This window comes from Roseibium polysiphoniae (assembly GCF_014842925.1).
Taxonomy (GTDB): domain Bacteria; phylum Pseudomonadota; class Alphaproteobacteria; order Rhizobiales; family Stappiaceae; genus Roseibium; species Roseibium polysiphoniae.
Window position 1 is genome coordinate 306,625 of sequence record NZ_JACYXJ010000001.1, and the last position, 14,076, is coordinate 320,700.

The 14,076-nt window shown below is 54.0% G+C and carries 13 protein-coding genes; 3 read left to right on the forward strand and 10 right to left on the reverse strand.

What is annotated here, in order from left to right:
• Positions 1-36 precede the first annotated feature (36 nt).
• Positions 37-1,197, forward strand: a complete 1,161-nt coding sequence (locus IG617_RS01465; RefSeq protein WP_192106658.1) for a methyl-accepting chemotaxis protein — start codon at positions 37-39, stop codon at positions 1,195-1,197.
• Between the two features lie 82 nt (positions 1,198-1,279).
• On the opposite strand, the gene IG617_RS01470 is transcribed toward IG617_RS01465, so the two are convergent.
• The 5 genes from IG617_RS01470 to IG617_RS01490 all read right to left on the reverse strand — a co-directional run bounded on the left by IG617_RS01470 (position 1,280) and on the right by IG617_RS01490 (position 6,023).
• A complete protein-coding gene (locus IG617_RS01470; protein WP_192106660.1) occupies positions 1,280-1,648 on the reverse strand; it encodes a hypothetical protein in 369 nt (122 codons plus the stop codon).
• A gap of 270 nt (positions 1,649-1,918) precedes the next feature.
• The gene (locus IG617_RS01475) at positions 1,919-4,096 is read right to left on the reverse strand and encodes an anthranilate synthase (RefSeq protein ID WP_192106662.1); all 2,178 of its coding nucleotides are present in this window, start codon (positions 4,094-4,096) and stop codon (positions 1,919-1,921) included.
• Between the two features lie 171 nt (positions 4,097-4,267).
• Entirely contained in the window at positions 4,268-4,411 is a 144-nt protein-coding gene (locus tag IG617_RS01480; RefSeq protein ID WP_192106664.1) for a hypothetical protein, read from the reverse strand.
• 75 nt (positions 4,412-4,486) lie between these two features.
• Entirely contained in the window at positions 4,487-5,767 is a 1,281-nt protein-coding gene (locus IG617_RS01485; protein WP_192106666.1) for a hypothetical protein, read from the reverse strand.
• Positions 5,733-6,023, reverse strand: coding sequence for a hypothetical protein (locus IG617_RS01490; RefSeq protein WP_192106668.1), 291 nt, complete (start codon positions 6,021-6,023; stop codon positions 5,733-5,735). Before IG617_RS01490 ends, IG617_RS01485 begins: the two co-directional genes overlap by 35 nt.
• Positions 6,024-6,052: 29 nt before the next feature.
• On the opposite strand from IG617_RS01490, the gene sthA reads away from it, so the two are divergent.
• Complete coding sequence (gene sthA, locus IG617_RS01495) at positions 6,053-7,453, forward strand: Si-specific NAD(P)(+) transhydrogenase (protein WP_192106670.1); 1,401 nt, start codon at positions 6,053-6,055, stop codon at positions 7,451-7,453.
• Between the two features lie 24 nt (positions 7,454-7,477).
• Here the strand turns inward: sthA and IG617_RS01500 are convergent, their stop codons facing one another.
• Positions 7,478-8,041, reverse strand: coding sequence for a MarR family winged helix-turn-helix transcriptional regulator (locus tag IG617_RS01500; protein WP_254170400.1), 564 nt, complete (start codon positions 8,039-8,041; stop codon positions 7,478-7,480).
• A gap of 209 nt (positions 8,042-8,250) precedes the next feature.
• On the opposite strand from IG617_RS01500, the gene IG617_RS01505 reads away from it, so the two are divergent.
• Positions 8,251-9,183 (forward strand): DMT family transporter, encoded by a 933-nt coding sequence (locus tag IG617_RS01505; protein WP_209008201.1) that lies wholly within the window; start codon positions 8,251-8,253, stop codon positions 9,181-9,183.
• Positions 9,184-9,195: 12 nt separating this feature from the next.
• Here the strand turns inward: IG617_RS01505 and IG617_RS21920 are convergent, their stop codons facing one another.
• The 4 genes from IG617_RS21920 to IG617_RS01525 form a co-directional block, all read right to left on the reverse strand.
• Positions 9,196-9,963 (reverse strand): FKBP-type peptidyl-prolyl cis-trans isomerase, encoded by a 768-nt coding sequence (locus IG617_RS21920; RefSeq protein WP_192106674.1) that lies wholly within the window; start codon positions 9,961-9,963, stop codon positions 9,196-9,198.
• Between the two features lie 160 nt (positions 9,964-10,123).
• Positions 10,124-10,858: a glycosyltransferase gene (locus IG617_RS01515; protein ID WP_192106676.1), complete on the reverse strand. Its 735-nt coding sequence runs from the start codon at positions 10,856-10,858 to the stop codon at positions 10,124-10,126.
• A gap of 52 nt (positions 10,859-10,910) precedes the next feature.
• Entirely contained in the window at positions 10,911-12,740 is a 1,830-nt protein-coding gene (locus IG617_RS01520; protein WP_192106678.1) for a hypothetical protein, read from the reverse strand.
• Positions 12,741-13,448: 708 nt separating this feature from the next.
• Positions 13,449-14,066: a methyltransferase domain-containing protein gene (locus IG617_RS01525; RefSeq protein WP_192106680.1), complete on the reverse strand. Its 618-nt coding sequence runs from the start codon at positions 14,064-14,066 to the stop codon at positions 13,449-13,451.
• Positions 14,067-14,076: the final 10 nt, after the last annotated feature.

Genomic DNA, 14,076 nt, shown 5'->3' on the forward strand with positions numbered 1-14,076 from the left:
GCCGCGTGACCAGGCAATTCAATTGGAACAATCGACATGTTTTCAGGCTTGAACAAATCTTCCTTGAGAAAAGCCATATCCGTCTGCCGTGCTGTGGCGGATGGCGATTTCGAGGCGCGGATCACCAATATTTCAGAGACCGGCGAAGCGGCAGAGCTCATGCACGCGATCAATCTCCTGATAGATCGGACAGATGCTTACCTGCGCGAGTCCAAGGCCTGCCTCGACTACGTCGGCCGCAACCAGCACTTCCGTCTGATTGCCGAGAAGGGGATGGTTGGAAGCTTCAAGGAAGCGGCCACCAGCATCAACAAGGCCACACTGTCGATCAAGGAAAAGCACGACGACTTCTGCAAGCTGGGGTCTGATTTCGAAGGTCAGCTTCAGGACGTGGTTCAGTCGGTGACCGATACCGTTGGTGACCTGAATGTGGTTTCCGAGAATGTCGCGCGGGCTTGCTCCGAAGCAAATGAGCAATCGGTCATGGTGGCCGCCGGTGCAGAAGAAGCTTCGACCAACATGCACAGTGTTGCCGCTTCAACCGAAGAGCTGACGAGCTCCATCACGGAGATCAACCGGCAGGTCGTGTCTGCAGCCGAGATCGCAAGTGGAGCGGTGGACAAGTCGCAGAGAATGAGTCGGGAAATCGACAGTCTTTCCCGCAGTTCGATGAAAATCGGCGAAGTGGTTCAGCTGATCAACGACATCGCCGCCCAGACCAACCTGCTGGCCTTGAACGCCACCATCGAGGCCGCTCGGGCCGGTGAGATGGGAAGAGGCTTTGCCATTGTTGCGCAAGAGGTCAAGGCGCTGGCCAGTCAGACGGCCAATGCGACCGAGGACATCAACGCGCAGATTTCAGGTCTCCAGTCCGTCACAGCCAATGCGGTTGAGGCCAATGCCGAGATCAGCGATGCGATTGAGCGCGTCAGTGAGATTTCGTCTGCCATTGCCTCCGCTGTGGACCAGCAGACCCTGGCAACGGGGGAAATCGCCCACAATGTGGAAGATGCCGCCACCGGTGCGACGAACGTTACCGCAAGCATTGTTGGTGTTCAGTCCGCGACAGCTGAGACATATGAGGTGAGCGGAAGGGTCGTTGGGGCCGCAAGCAATCTCCAACAGCAGGAGATCAATCTCCAGCAACTTCGCAGGCAAATGATCACCTTCCTGGAGACAGCGAGAAAAGTCGGCTAGCGTCTCCGGCAAACGAGTTCGAAATACAAAAAGCCGCGCAGAGGATCTGCGCGGCTTTTTTAGGTTACTCGGGAACCTGAACTTATGAGTCGGAGCGGTTCTCCAGCTCACGGCGGATCTTCAGCTTTTCTTCGCCGTTGAGATCACCGACCATGTCCTTGGAGCCACGTGCCGGGACGTCTTTTGCTTCGTCCATACGAGCTTCTGCATTGGCAGCAGCGGAAGCACCTGGCAGGATCGGACGGTCGCCATTTGCATCACCGGTAACAGCTTCGCTCTTTTCGAAAGGCTTGGCAGGTGCATCTGCTTCAACTTCGGCCTGAACGGCAGCGCTCGGGCGGATGAGTTCATCGCCATTGGCATCGCCGATCATTTTGCCATCTGCCTGTGCGGCGCTGATCATGGCCGTGGAAGCGAAGAGGCCAGCGAAAAGGGTCTTGGTAAAACGCATAGTGATTTGCTCCTTTGTTGTTTCGGCGCCGGGTGCTGATCTTTTTCAGGATGTGAAGCTCTTATTCAGCCTCGGCGCTCGAGGGGCAAACACACGAAATGCCGGGATCGTTCCGAAAAAAATGATCACGAAAATTTTGGTGAAATTGCTGTTCCAAGCGGCAACCGATGGAGCGGTTTTTCGTTCTGCGCGGGCCCACGCGGTGCGCGCTTCTATAAAGAAAAAGGCGGACCGAAGCCCGCCTTGAACTGTCCAATTGCCGAAGTCGGCTCAGGCGGGCGCTAAGGTCTTTGCCCTGGCCAGCCGGCTGACGACATTCTCGATGATCTTGTGGCCCGCATCCTGGTCGAGAGACATGATGCTCTCTGGATGGAACTGAACCGCCGCGATTGGCTCCTCGTCATGCTCTATGGCCATGATGACACCATCCTCCGTCTCTGCGGTGACCCGGAAGTCGGAGGGCAACTTGTCCTTCTTCGCAAAAAGCGAATGGTAGCGCCCGACGATGACCGGCGCCTCGAGGCCATCAAACAGGATGGAGTTGCCGGAAATCGAGATCGGGGACGGTTTGCCGTGCATCGGAACGTCAAGCTGGCCGAGTTCGCCGCCGAGCGCCTCGGTGAGCGCCTGAAGGCCCAGGCAGACACCAAAGATTGGCAACCCACGCGAACGTGCCCGGCCGATGGTTGCCGCACAATCGAAGTCCTTTGGCGAACCGGGGCCAGGCGACAGCACGACGAGGTCGGGATTGACGTCATAAAACACGTGGTCGGCGACGGGCGAGCGGTAGGTGACGACCTCTGCGCCGGTCTGGCGGAAATAGTTCGCAAGCGTGTGGACGAAGCTGTCCTCATGATCGACCAGCAATATTTTGAGGCCTTCGCCAAGCTTTGCCTTTTGGGTCTTGTCCTCGGTCTTGGTTGCCAGCCCTGCCTCGCGAACGGCAGCGCGCATGGCTTCCGCCTTGAGTTCGGTTTCAGCTTCCTCGTCCTCGGGAACACTGTCGTAAAGCAGTGTTGCGCCAGCGCGGATCTGCGCGACGCCATCCTTGATCCGGACCGTCCGGAGCGTCAGGCCGGTGTTCATGTCGCCGTTGAAGAGAACGGCGCCGATGGCGCCGCCATACCAGGCGCGCGGGCTCTTTTCATTCTGCTCGATGAACTCCATCGCCCAGCGTTTTGGAGCGCCGGTAACGGTCACGGCCCATGTGTGAGATAGAAAGGCGTCCAGCGCATCCATATCCTCGCGCAAGATACCCTCGATGTGGTCGACCGTATGGATCAGACGGGAGTACATCTCGATCTGCCGGCGCCCGATGACCTTCACCGAACCTGGAACAGAGACCCGGCTCTTGTCGTTGCGGTCAACGTCCGAACACATGGTCAGTTCGGCCTCATCCTTGGCCGAATTCAGAAGCTTGCGGATTTGAGCTTCGTCCTCGATGGCGTTCTTGCCGCGTCGGATGGTGCCTGAAATCGGGCAGGTCTCGACCCGGCGTCCGCCGGTCACCCGAACATACATCTCAGGGGAAGCGCCAACGAGGTATTCGCGGTTTCCCAGATTAAAGAAGAAGGAATAAGGCGACGGATTGATCTGCTGAAGCCGCCGGGAAACGGCCGATGGCGGGTTCGGGCAGGCTTCATAGAAGGTCTGGCCGGGGACTGTTTCGAACAGATCGCCGCGGCGGAAGTAGTCCTTGGCCTTGTGAACCAGCTTGGCATATTCGCCAGGCTCGTGGTCGCCCCGGCCCGGGACTTCGTTGGCCGGCATGTAAGGGCTCTTGTCGCCGTCGCGCGGTAGTCCCTTGGTGCTCTTGCCATCAATCTCGAAGTCATATTCGAGCACGTAAGCACGCTTGCCATGGTGATCGACGATCAGGATCTCATCGGGAAGGAACAGGACAACGTCCCGCTGGTCACCTGGCCGCTCCAGCTTCAGGTCAATGGGTTCGAACTGGAAGGCAATGTCATAGCCGAACGCGCCATAGAGGCCGAGCTGATCGTCGTCGCAAGCAAAGAGGTCTTTGAGCGCTCGAACGATCGAGAAGGTTGATGGCTGACGCGAACGTTCTTCCTCCTGGAACTCCCGGTCCGGCTTCTTCACAGTGAGGTCTATGCGTTCATCCGAGCTCGAGAAGTTTGCCACATCGGGATGCGCCTTCAGCGCCCGGACGACCGCTGGCATCAGGATCTTGCCGCGGTCGTTGAGCGCTCTGATTTCGACGGTTCGGTCATTGGCTTCCATCACCAGCGGCGGGTTGACCAGCGCCATGTCCCAACGGGTGTAGCGCCCCGGATATTCATAGGACGAGGCCAGGACCGCGCCACGTTCTGCATCCAGCCGATCAATCCACGCGGACGTGCCGGCTTCATAATCGGAAGGGCGGGACGTTCGCGAAATGGTGATCCCGCTTTGGCAGTTGAATGTCTGGTCAGCCAGTGCCGGCATGGTAACTCATCCTCTGGTGTGGGCGCGGTTGGAAACACGTCCTGAAATTTTCTGAGGCCTCGGAGTGCTCACCGTTCGGTGAGGCCGACGCCCGGTCAAATGAACTTGCTCAAACAAAACAAAGGCCGCCTGCGGAAACCCGCGGCGGCCTTTTGTCTGCTTTGATCACGTTCAAGACATGGAAAAGCGCTGGCCGCCGATTAAGCGTCCCGCCACCACCAAGTCTGGATCGCGATCATGTTCATGGGAAATGGCATAGCGGATCATGGCTGGAGTGGCAATCAGGAAATGGGACGGATGGGTTGCGTTCGCCATTCCGTCATCATTTCGCACAATCGCGGAAGCTGACCTTGTGGACGTTTGATCGGTGTCTGGTACCCGATGACCTGTTCAGCTCGCAGGCAGGGCTCCTGCGTTGATTGTAGGCTTGGCTTCGCGTTTGCCGGTCTTTCCCTCTGCGCTGGGCGTATCTTTTTCCGGCACTTTTGGTCGTGGTTGCTTGTCAGGTTTCGTGCCTTGCACGGGCTCTTCTTCGTCCGCTTCGTCGACTTCGGCATCATCTGTGTTGAAGAGCTTTCTGCCCGAGTCTTCGATCTTGGCGAAGGCGCTCTCGGCCATGAAACCTGAAAGAAAAGCGATGAACGCGACCATATAGGGACTTAGTTCGACACGGTTGCCGACGTCGCCGCCACTGCCCTGTGTCAGCATCAGCATACCGGTGCCGGCGAAGAGGAAGATCCCGATTGACGCGGCAATGCCCTCGGCCACATTGGTCAGGAGCCTGCTAACGCCAACGTTGTTTTTTTCCGTGCGCAGGAACTTTCGCGTGAAAGAGACCAGAGATGCCAGTCCTCCGGCGGCAATCGTGACGAGCAGCGTTAGAATGATGGTCGGCATCTTGATAAAGGTCAGCAGCGTGCCGTCGAAAAGATTAAGCGAGGAGAACCGGGCTCTGCCATCTTCTGGAATGTCGGCGACCACCGTCGCACGGCGATTCTTGAGCTCGACCTGCCGCGTGTTTTCAGAATTGATCTGCAGGTCGTGCTTGAACTTTTGAACGTTGTTTTGGGAGATTTCGTAACGGACTGTGCTGAACTTGTCCGTATAGACGGTCAAGGTCTTGGAAACCTCCGCGACGAGAAGATCTGCCCGCTGTTTCTGCTCTTCCGAGCCGAAGGGGTGCGTCTGGACATTGGTCACGAAACGGCGCGTTTGTGCAAAGGAAAGTGGCCCCTCGGTGATCTCCTCCCGATCGACCGCCATTGCATCCAGCATGGTCTTCTTCAAGCTGCTTTCAGGATCCTGGGTCACGACGAGCAAGAGGTCAGCCAGCTGGCCGCCGATGATATCGCCGGTGCTGGTGCTCAGGACGTTCAAGGAGCGTTTCGCGGATTCAATCTCGCTCTCGATGACGGTCTTGGCTTGAATCAATTGTGCCAGCGTCTCACTTGAGCTGCGCAGCTCCTCATCCACCTTGTTCATTTCCTCGATGCTATGAATGAGCTTGTCCAGGCTGACCCCACCAGCCGTCTGCGCATCGGTCGAGGTGCGTGTGATATAGGCGGAAAAACCGAATAGAAGCACGATCAGAAAGAACAGGAACCCGATCATTACGAAGATGCCGATGCTTGTGCTCTCAACGGCTTTCATCTGAGGCTTGAGGCTGGACATCCCGTATCCCCCCGGCAACGGTATCACCAGAACAAGCTAGCATTGCCGTTAGGTAAAGACAATCTGTGATTGTTTTCTTGTCCATTTCACCGGATGCGCGTTTGGCCCCAAATTCGGTGGATAGCGCGCCATGGGTATCCTTTAAACGTGGTTTCTTACGAGAAATCTCACCAAATCGTCTGATTTCAGCCAGTTTTGACATCGCGTTCATCTTTTTCGGTAAGGTTGTGATGAGTGCGGTCTGGAGTGTGGCCACAACAAAATCTCAGCACGGGGCGCTGATACATGGAACATTATGATCTTATTGTGATCGGCAGCGGGCCTGCCGGGCGCCGCGCCGCTATTCAGGCTGCCAAATTCGGACGGGACGTTTTGGTGGTCGAACGCGGCCGCCGGGTCGGCGGCGTGTCGGTTCACACGGGAACAATCCCATCCAAGACCCTTCGCGAGACAGCGTTGAATCTGTCAGGCTGGCGCGAGCGTGGCTTTTATGGCCGGTCCTACCGGGTCAAGCAGGACATTTCCGCAGATGATCTGCGTGCCCGTTTGCACATCACCTTGAACCACGAGATCGAGGTGTTGGAGCATCAATTCGCGCGCAACCAGGTTTCGACGCTTCGAGGCGAAGCGAAATTCGTCGATGAGAAGAGCATCGAGGTTGAAGGCGAGGCGGGCGAGACCTTTCACTTCTCCGCCGACAAATTCCTGATCGCCGTTGGAACCCAGCCTTTCCGGCCGGACTATGTGCCCTTCGACGGAGAGTATATTCTCGATAGCGACGAAATCCTCGAGCTGGTCGACCTGCCTCGGTCCATCGCCGTAATCGGCGCCGGCGTGATCGGCATCGAGTATGCGACCATCTTTTCCGCGCTTGATGTGCATGTCACTTTGATCGAACCACGCGACACGATGCTCGATTTCATCGACAGCGAGCTGGTGGCAGACTTTACCCACGAGCTGCGCGACCGCGGCATTGTCATGCGGTTTGGCTCAAAGGTCGAAAAGATCACCAAACATGGTCCGGGAAAATGCGAGATCGAGCTGGAAGGTGGCCGTTGCATCCGGTCCAACGTGGTGCTTTTCGCCGCCGGTCGCATGGGCAACACCCAGCCGCTCAACCTTGATGCCTGCGGCCTGACTGTGGATCATCGCGGGCGGTTGAAGGTCGATGCGCAGACGTTTCAGACAGACGTCGAGCATATTTTTGCCGCGGGCGACGTCATCGGCTTTCCAAGCCTGGCCTCGACGTCCATGGAGCAAGGCCGGATCGCGACCTGTCATGCACTCGGCGAAAAGGCCTATGACCCGCCCGAGTACTTTCCCTATGGCATCTACGCGGTGCCGGAAATCTCGACTGTCGGCATGACCGAAGAAGAGGTGAAGGAACGGGGCATTCCATACGAGTGCGGCATTGCGCGCTTTCGGGAGACCTCGCGCGGCCATATCATGGGCCTGAATTCCGGCATGCTCAAAATGATCTTCTCCCTCAAGACCCGCCGTCTTTTAGGCTGCCACATCGTGGGTGAGGGGGCGACTGAACTGATTCACATTGGACAGGCGGTCTTGAACCTGAAGGGCACGCTCGAATACTTCGTCGAGAACACCTTCAATTATCCGACCCTCGCCGAGGCCTATAAGATCGCCGCCCTCGACGCCTGGAACAGGATGCCGATGGTCGAGGAGTGAGGGAAAGGCCCGCCTTGCGGTCCTTTACCGGGCCGTTGAGGCGATGAATTTCTCCAGCAGCGCGGAAAGTTGCTCGACCTCCGCGTCGCTCAGGCCACTCACTGTCTTTTGCTGGCAGGCGATATAGTCCGGCATCATGGCCTTGATGAGCTTCAGGCCCTGGTCTGTCAAACAGACCATGAGCGCGCGCCGGTCCTCCGGGTGCGGGCAACGCGTGATGTGTCCAGACTTCTCTAGCCGGTCCAGCCGGGCGGTCATGCCGCCGGAACTCATCATGGTCGACCTGTAGAGCTCCGTCGGCATCAGCTTGTAAGGCGGACCCGAGCGAACCAGGGTCGCCAGCACATCGAACTCTCCCTGTTTCAGTCCAGCTGCCTTGAAAATCGGTGCCAGGCGCTCGGTGGACACAACATGGGATGCCTCATTGAGGCGGCCAAGCAGCACCATGGGTGCCAGGTCCAGCCCGGGAATTTCCCGGTTCCATTGGTCTCGCGCTACGGCAGCACGGTCACCAATCGTTCCGTTTTCCGAGCTGGGTGCAGCGCTCTTCTGGCCGATTTCAGCCTCTTTCACCATCGGTGTTCTCATCTCGGTTTCGCCTTTGAACGTGATGGCGGCTTGGCCTCACTTTGTCAAATTGCAAGAATCTTTATAACAAGTATCTTGATATTAAGATAAATAATCCGATATAGCTGAAATCAGCGAATGGCTGTGACAGCAGAGAGGATTTGGACATGGTGGCGTCGACAGAACGGGCAGTGGGGTTAGCCGCGAGGAAAAACGGAGCGGAGAGAACTTTGATAGGAGACGGCGCAGCGCAGGTGATCCCGGGGGCGGTCGTCTTTCTGGTGATCGTGGGAACATTGCTTGCGGGATCGGCGGTGTTTGCCAAATGGGCACCTACCGCCGGATGGTCGCCCATCGCATTGCTGCAATGGTCCTTGTTGGGAACAGCCATGGTTCAATTCGCAGTCGTGGCGTTCTGGAAGGCTGGATCAGCACGCGAGCGTCCTGAGGAGCAGCTGGCTATGTCGGGCGCGGCGAAGTTTCGCCAATTGGCGCTCTACTGCGCACTCTCCGGCCTGCTTTTCGCCGTTCCCAACGCATTGGCATATGCTTCGGCACGCCACGTCGGCGTTGGCTTCATCGCCTTGTGCTTTGCCTTTCCGCTGGTTCTGACCTACGCGCTCTCCGTGGTGCTGGGACGGGAACGGTTAAGCGGTCGACGCCTGACCGGAGTTGGCCTCGGCGTTGCGGGCGGCGTGCTTCTGGCCTGGCAGGGGCTTGGTCAGTCGCCGGGCAATACGGCCTGGTATCTGGCGGCTTTGGTCATGCCGGTGCTCATCAGCATTGGAAACATCTATCGCAGTGCCTATTGGCCAGACGCGGCAAGTCCGCAATTTCTGTCTGCAGGAATGATGGCCTTTGGCTTTATCACGCTGTCGGTTTTGAACGCGGTGCTGGGAACGGAGCTTGCGCCAGCCACATATGGTTGGCAGGCGATGGCGTTGCTGGCCGCGCAGGTGGGACTGTTTTCAACGCTCTATGCGCTTTATTTCCAACTTCAGAAGCTGGCTGGGCCGGTCTACCTCAGTCAGATTGGGTCTGTCGCGGCCGTCGTCGGCCTGGCGCTGGCCTATATGGTGTTTGGCGAAGTGCCAAGCCCAACAAAGCTGTTTGCGGCAACGGCAATCGCGGCCGGGATCTATTTTGTCAGTCGAAAAAACTGAGTGGGTGAGTTCTTAGCAAAGCCAGCAATTGTCAGGAAGGCTCGCGGGACCCACCGCACCTTCGGTTTCGATCCAGCTTGCGATGCCGTTCTGGACATTTGCGATCTGGGTGAAGCCGGCTTTCTCCGAAAGATGTTGAGACAGAACCGAACTGCGATTGCCCGACTGGCAAATGAAAACGATCTCGTCGCCAGGTCCGGCGATCACTTTCTGGAGTTCGTCTCCAAAGGCCGGATTGACCTGGCCTTTTTCGTCGAAGAACGTAATCAGATGGCTGCCGGCGAGAACGCCGGTGGCCTTCCATTCATCGGGCCGCCGGATGTCGACGACCGGAACTCCGGCCGCTAGTTTTGCTTTCAGCTCATCATTGCCGATGTCGGAAAATTTCTTGCCCTTGACCTCGAGCAGCTCGACCTCGAACTTCAGCGTCGCATTCGGCGGGATGACATTTCCTGCACCCCGGCGGCCATAGCCAAGTTCCGGCGGAATGATCAATTCGCGTTTGCCGCCGACTTTCATGCCTTCAACGCCCTGTTCCCAGCCGGGAATGACCCGCCGCTCGCCGAGGGTGAACGAGAACGGCTGATTGCGATCATGACTGGAATCGAACTTCGTGCCGTCCATCAGCCAGCCGGTGTAATGCACCACCACCGTCTCACCGACGTTTGCCTCTTCTCCGGTGCCGATCGTGATATCAGTGACCTTGAGCTCCTCCGCCTGGGCCGGCAGGATGAACAAGAGCAGGGCGGACACAGCCGCTGCGATGATTGGTCTGAGCATTTAAAACCTCGTCTGGATGATGAACACCGCCCGACCACGCCCTGTCAAAACGGTGAAGTCAAGGCAACACTGACCATGATGCAAAGCTTGGCACGAAAACGCAGATCAGAAAAACGGCGGCGGTTTCAATCAAAGCCATCCGCAAAAATGGTCGCTTGGTTCAGGTCTTGGCTTCGCTGCGTTTGGTCATCTCAAGCAGCTTGTCGAGGTCGGCCACTTCACAGTAGTTCGCTGATCGGTAGGCCTCGAACCATTTCGCCGCGTATTCCGCGTTTTCCGTTTCTGGATACCATGGCCCTCCGTCCGTATAGTGGACGGCCTGCGGTGTCTCGACGCCCTTGGTGTAGTCGGCGAGATAGTTCCAGCTTGCTGGGATTTCGCCGATCAGGTGATCACCCTCGAGCCATTTGAACTGATGGAGCTGAAGGCCGGTCGCAGAATTCACGTAGTCGGGGGTCAGCGCGGTACACTTCGCGTTGTTGAACAAGATCACGCTGGACCAGTTCTTTTTTTCGTACCTGGTCTGCTTCTCGCCAAGAAATTTCGTGTCTTCAGTCGGGTTGTGATCGTGCTTCACGCACATGACAGAGTATTTGTCATCTCGCAGCGCCCAAAGCTTGGCGATATCATCAAGGTAGACGATGTCGTTGTCCATAAAGATAGACCAGCCGGAGAAACCCGAAAGATAAGGCGTCAAAAAGCGGGAAAATGAGAACTCTGTCGACTGGTTTGGATCCGTGTTTCGCCAGAAAATATCTCTCATATTGCGAAGATTCAGCGGCAGGACACTAACTGGAACACTGCTGTGTTCCGTTATGGAATGCGCGAGTGTTGTTGACGCAACATGGATCCGGCGATCGTAGCCGACGAAAATCCTGACAACACTGTCATGCATTTTATCTCACCTTCGGAATCAGAAAAGGATTTCAAGCTACAATTGTGTAAATTCAGTGTGGAGTTTGATCAAGTATATGCCTCAAGAATTCATCCGTCGTTGCCAATTCTTCAGGCGTCCAGACCAATCCACAAACCTCTTCATCGGCAAGCCTATCCTGGTGATAATCTCGCAGCGCTTTGAGCATTGGTCCCAACTCGTGGGCGGAACGAACAGCATAAACTGCGGCACGTCTATTGGCAGTTGGCGGCACAAAACTTGCCGGGAAATGGAAGTATTTTCTGCGCCATGTATTCAGAAGCAGTGGGATGCGATTGTCGAGCGCTTCCTGGAGCGTCGCTGAGTTGTTGCCGACGAGGAGGTCCATTGTGCCGAAGAGCTGACCAAGTGGAGTTTCGGTGTCAATTTCAACTCTCCCACAATACTCTGGCTTTTTTAGCTCTTGATTGAGCCATTCGACGGGAAGTCCGGTTTTATTCGGTTTCAGCTTGATCACTAAGCGAATACCATCCACTTGGGAAGCTGCCCTTGAGAACTCCAGTAGGCCGCGAAGATACTCTCCAGGCGTTTCGGTGACAAATGGAACATAGTTGCACAGCTCACGATAGTTTCCCGCCATAATGATCAGAAAGGCATCGGAACCTTTTTTGAAAGATTTGTGTTTCGGGCCGATGCGGATTGGAAGAATCTGAGGGGTATTTTCGTGCATTTCCTTCGCAAGTTTAGCCGTCAATGGGCCTTTGCAAAACAGTGTATCTAAGCCCGGCAAGATAATTCGGCCATGACGCGCCCAGAATTTCGCCCCAAGTTTCGACAATCGGTCAGTTTGGGCTGTGTCGCTTCCATGATTAGCCATTAGAGCCGGAACACCTGAGGCAGCAAAATCGACGGCGGCCTGATACACTGATGGCTGGATCAAATGGTCGATGACAATTACTTGCGGCTTTGCGTGCCGGGCCAGAAGTTGTCCTGCGATTACATCCTGTGCGATGTTGGCCATATGTCGGTTTAGGCCTTTGTTGATGGCATCTGCGACAGCGGTCGAAATCTCCTTGCTCGGATTAATTCGTAACGGGCTTAAATGTTTTGACTGCCTGGGCAATGGTGCTCGGAACAGTGTGACCTCACATCTTCGCCCACGAGACAAAAATATACTACAAACTGATTTTAATGTTCGGCGAATGGTAGAAGCTATCGTTTTCCCTGGAGGACGAGCAGAAGCGATTACAATATTTTGATTGGAATTTGCTATTGTATTGCAAATTTTTGAAGTAAATGGAGTTGCTCTATCTAGTTGAAGCGCCATGGGGCGATGGAGTACAAGGCGCTGAATGATTTTATTTGAGAAGTGACAAAGGTAAGAGTTCAATTTGCTGCACCGGTTGTTAGGGAGAAGCGCCAAGTAGCTATCGCCCAAGTGGCACGCCAATTCGCCGATTGCCGCATCTTGAGAAATTCCAGCCAAAATTCGTCCGCGAGATTCGATTGCAAATGATGAGAAAGGGATTTTTTTTAACGTTTCTTCCAAGAGAAGCAGGGCTGGTATATAATTAAAAAGAAAAATGCGACAACTTTCAACAACCCCTGAGGGAATACCATCAGTTGAAAGAGTGTTTTCTATGTTATTTATGAGAATTTCTGATTTTAGAAGTATTTCCGAATGTGTAGATGTGGTAATGATATTTTCTAATTCGATTGTGTTTAAGCCATTAAATTTTAAAAAATTTGCAGCGTCGGGTGAGTAAGCTACGCAGGTTAGTTCTCTAGCGTGTAGATGTTTAAACGCTTGTGCCTGTTTAAGGTCGAGCGCAACTAAAGCAGTGGCATCGGTAGGTGCATTCATTCGGATAGATTTTTCATCATTTTTAGAAAATGTTCGCATCGGGCTATTTTTACCGACCTCATCAAAGTAATGGGTATCTTCGCCAAGATTTAAAGGAATACGGATTTACAGCTCCATGTGCACTGACTGCTGAGATTTCTCTATCTACAAATCGATATCTTGGTAGGTGATTTAAAGATCTAATTGCCTGGTTGTTACTGATCTCTGGAGCGTTATCTGCTAAAAGAACCCGAATAACTTTCTGATCGCTGCCTTCAAAGCTTTTGCACTCTAAGAATTCGCTTGGATTATCGTTGAATTTATTCCATATATGATTGAGGCTGTCTCCTTTAAAGTAATAAAATCCGCAATTTAGATGTTTTCTTCCTTCGTTGGTGTGATAAAAGCCGTAATCATAATTGAAGATTAGATTTGATTTGAATAATTTTCTAGGGAAGAAATCCAAATCAAGCATTACATGAATGTTATTCGGATCTGTCCGCGCGAAAATGTCCAGCCCCTTTAGTCGATGGTAGCAGCCGCCAAGATCTCGATGGTCTGACCAGAGAGGTGATACCTCATACTTACAATCCTTCCTTTCCAAGCAATTTGGATCAGCGTGGAGTGTGAAGCGGAATCTTTGCGGGCAGTAATTTTTTACTCGTTGGTGTAATTTGTTTACGTGTTTCTGTGTGAATGACACATTGAGTTTTTGTTTAGGAAGTTTGAATGTCCCTCTCGGTTTCCAGAGGAATGTGTGAAAGTGTATCATAATGTAGCTTTCGCAAGTATAATAGTGCCAGAGTAAACTCGATTGGAGTTTTTATTCTTCTCTTGATTCATCAAGAGTTTTTTGACAAAATAGAGTATAATTTTTTTATTTTTCGACCTTGGGTGGAACTTTTCAATTAAATCTACGACTACTGTGCCAAGTGTTCCAATTTTTCTCGACTGAACGACTTCCCAGCCAGATCTTTTGCATAGATATATCAGGTAAGTTTCAGTAAAGCGGCGATAATCAAAAGGATCTCCATGTTCGTGGTAGACAAATGGCGTCGAAATCAGTATGTGCGTACCGCTTTTTATGTGGCTTGCGAGTTGATTCCAGAAGTCCTCGATATCAAATAAGTGTTCAAGTAGCTCTGATAATACAATTAATTTAGCCTTTTGAACTTCCTTTACCAGCGTGACCGGCCAAGGTTGGGTAATATCACAAAGTAGGTCTGGAGACGCAGAACTATCAACATTAATGATATATCTATCAGAAGGTAAAACTCCATAGTCTATGCTGCGGTCTCCACCAAAATCCAAAGTGGGGCCGGAGATTTTGTTTTGTGTGAGAATCTCATTAACACCCACTTCGAGCTGGTGTCTGTGCAAGGTCATCCAAGGCATT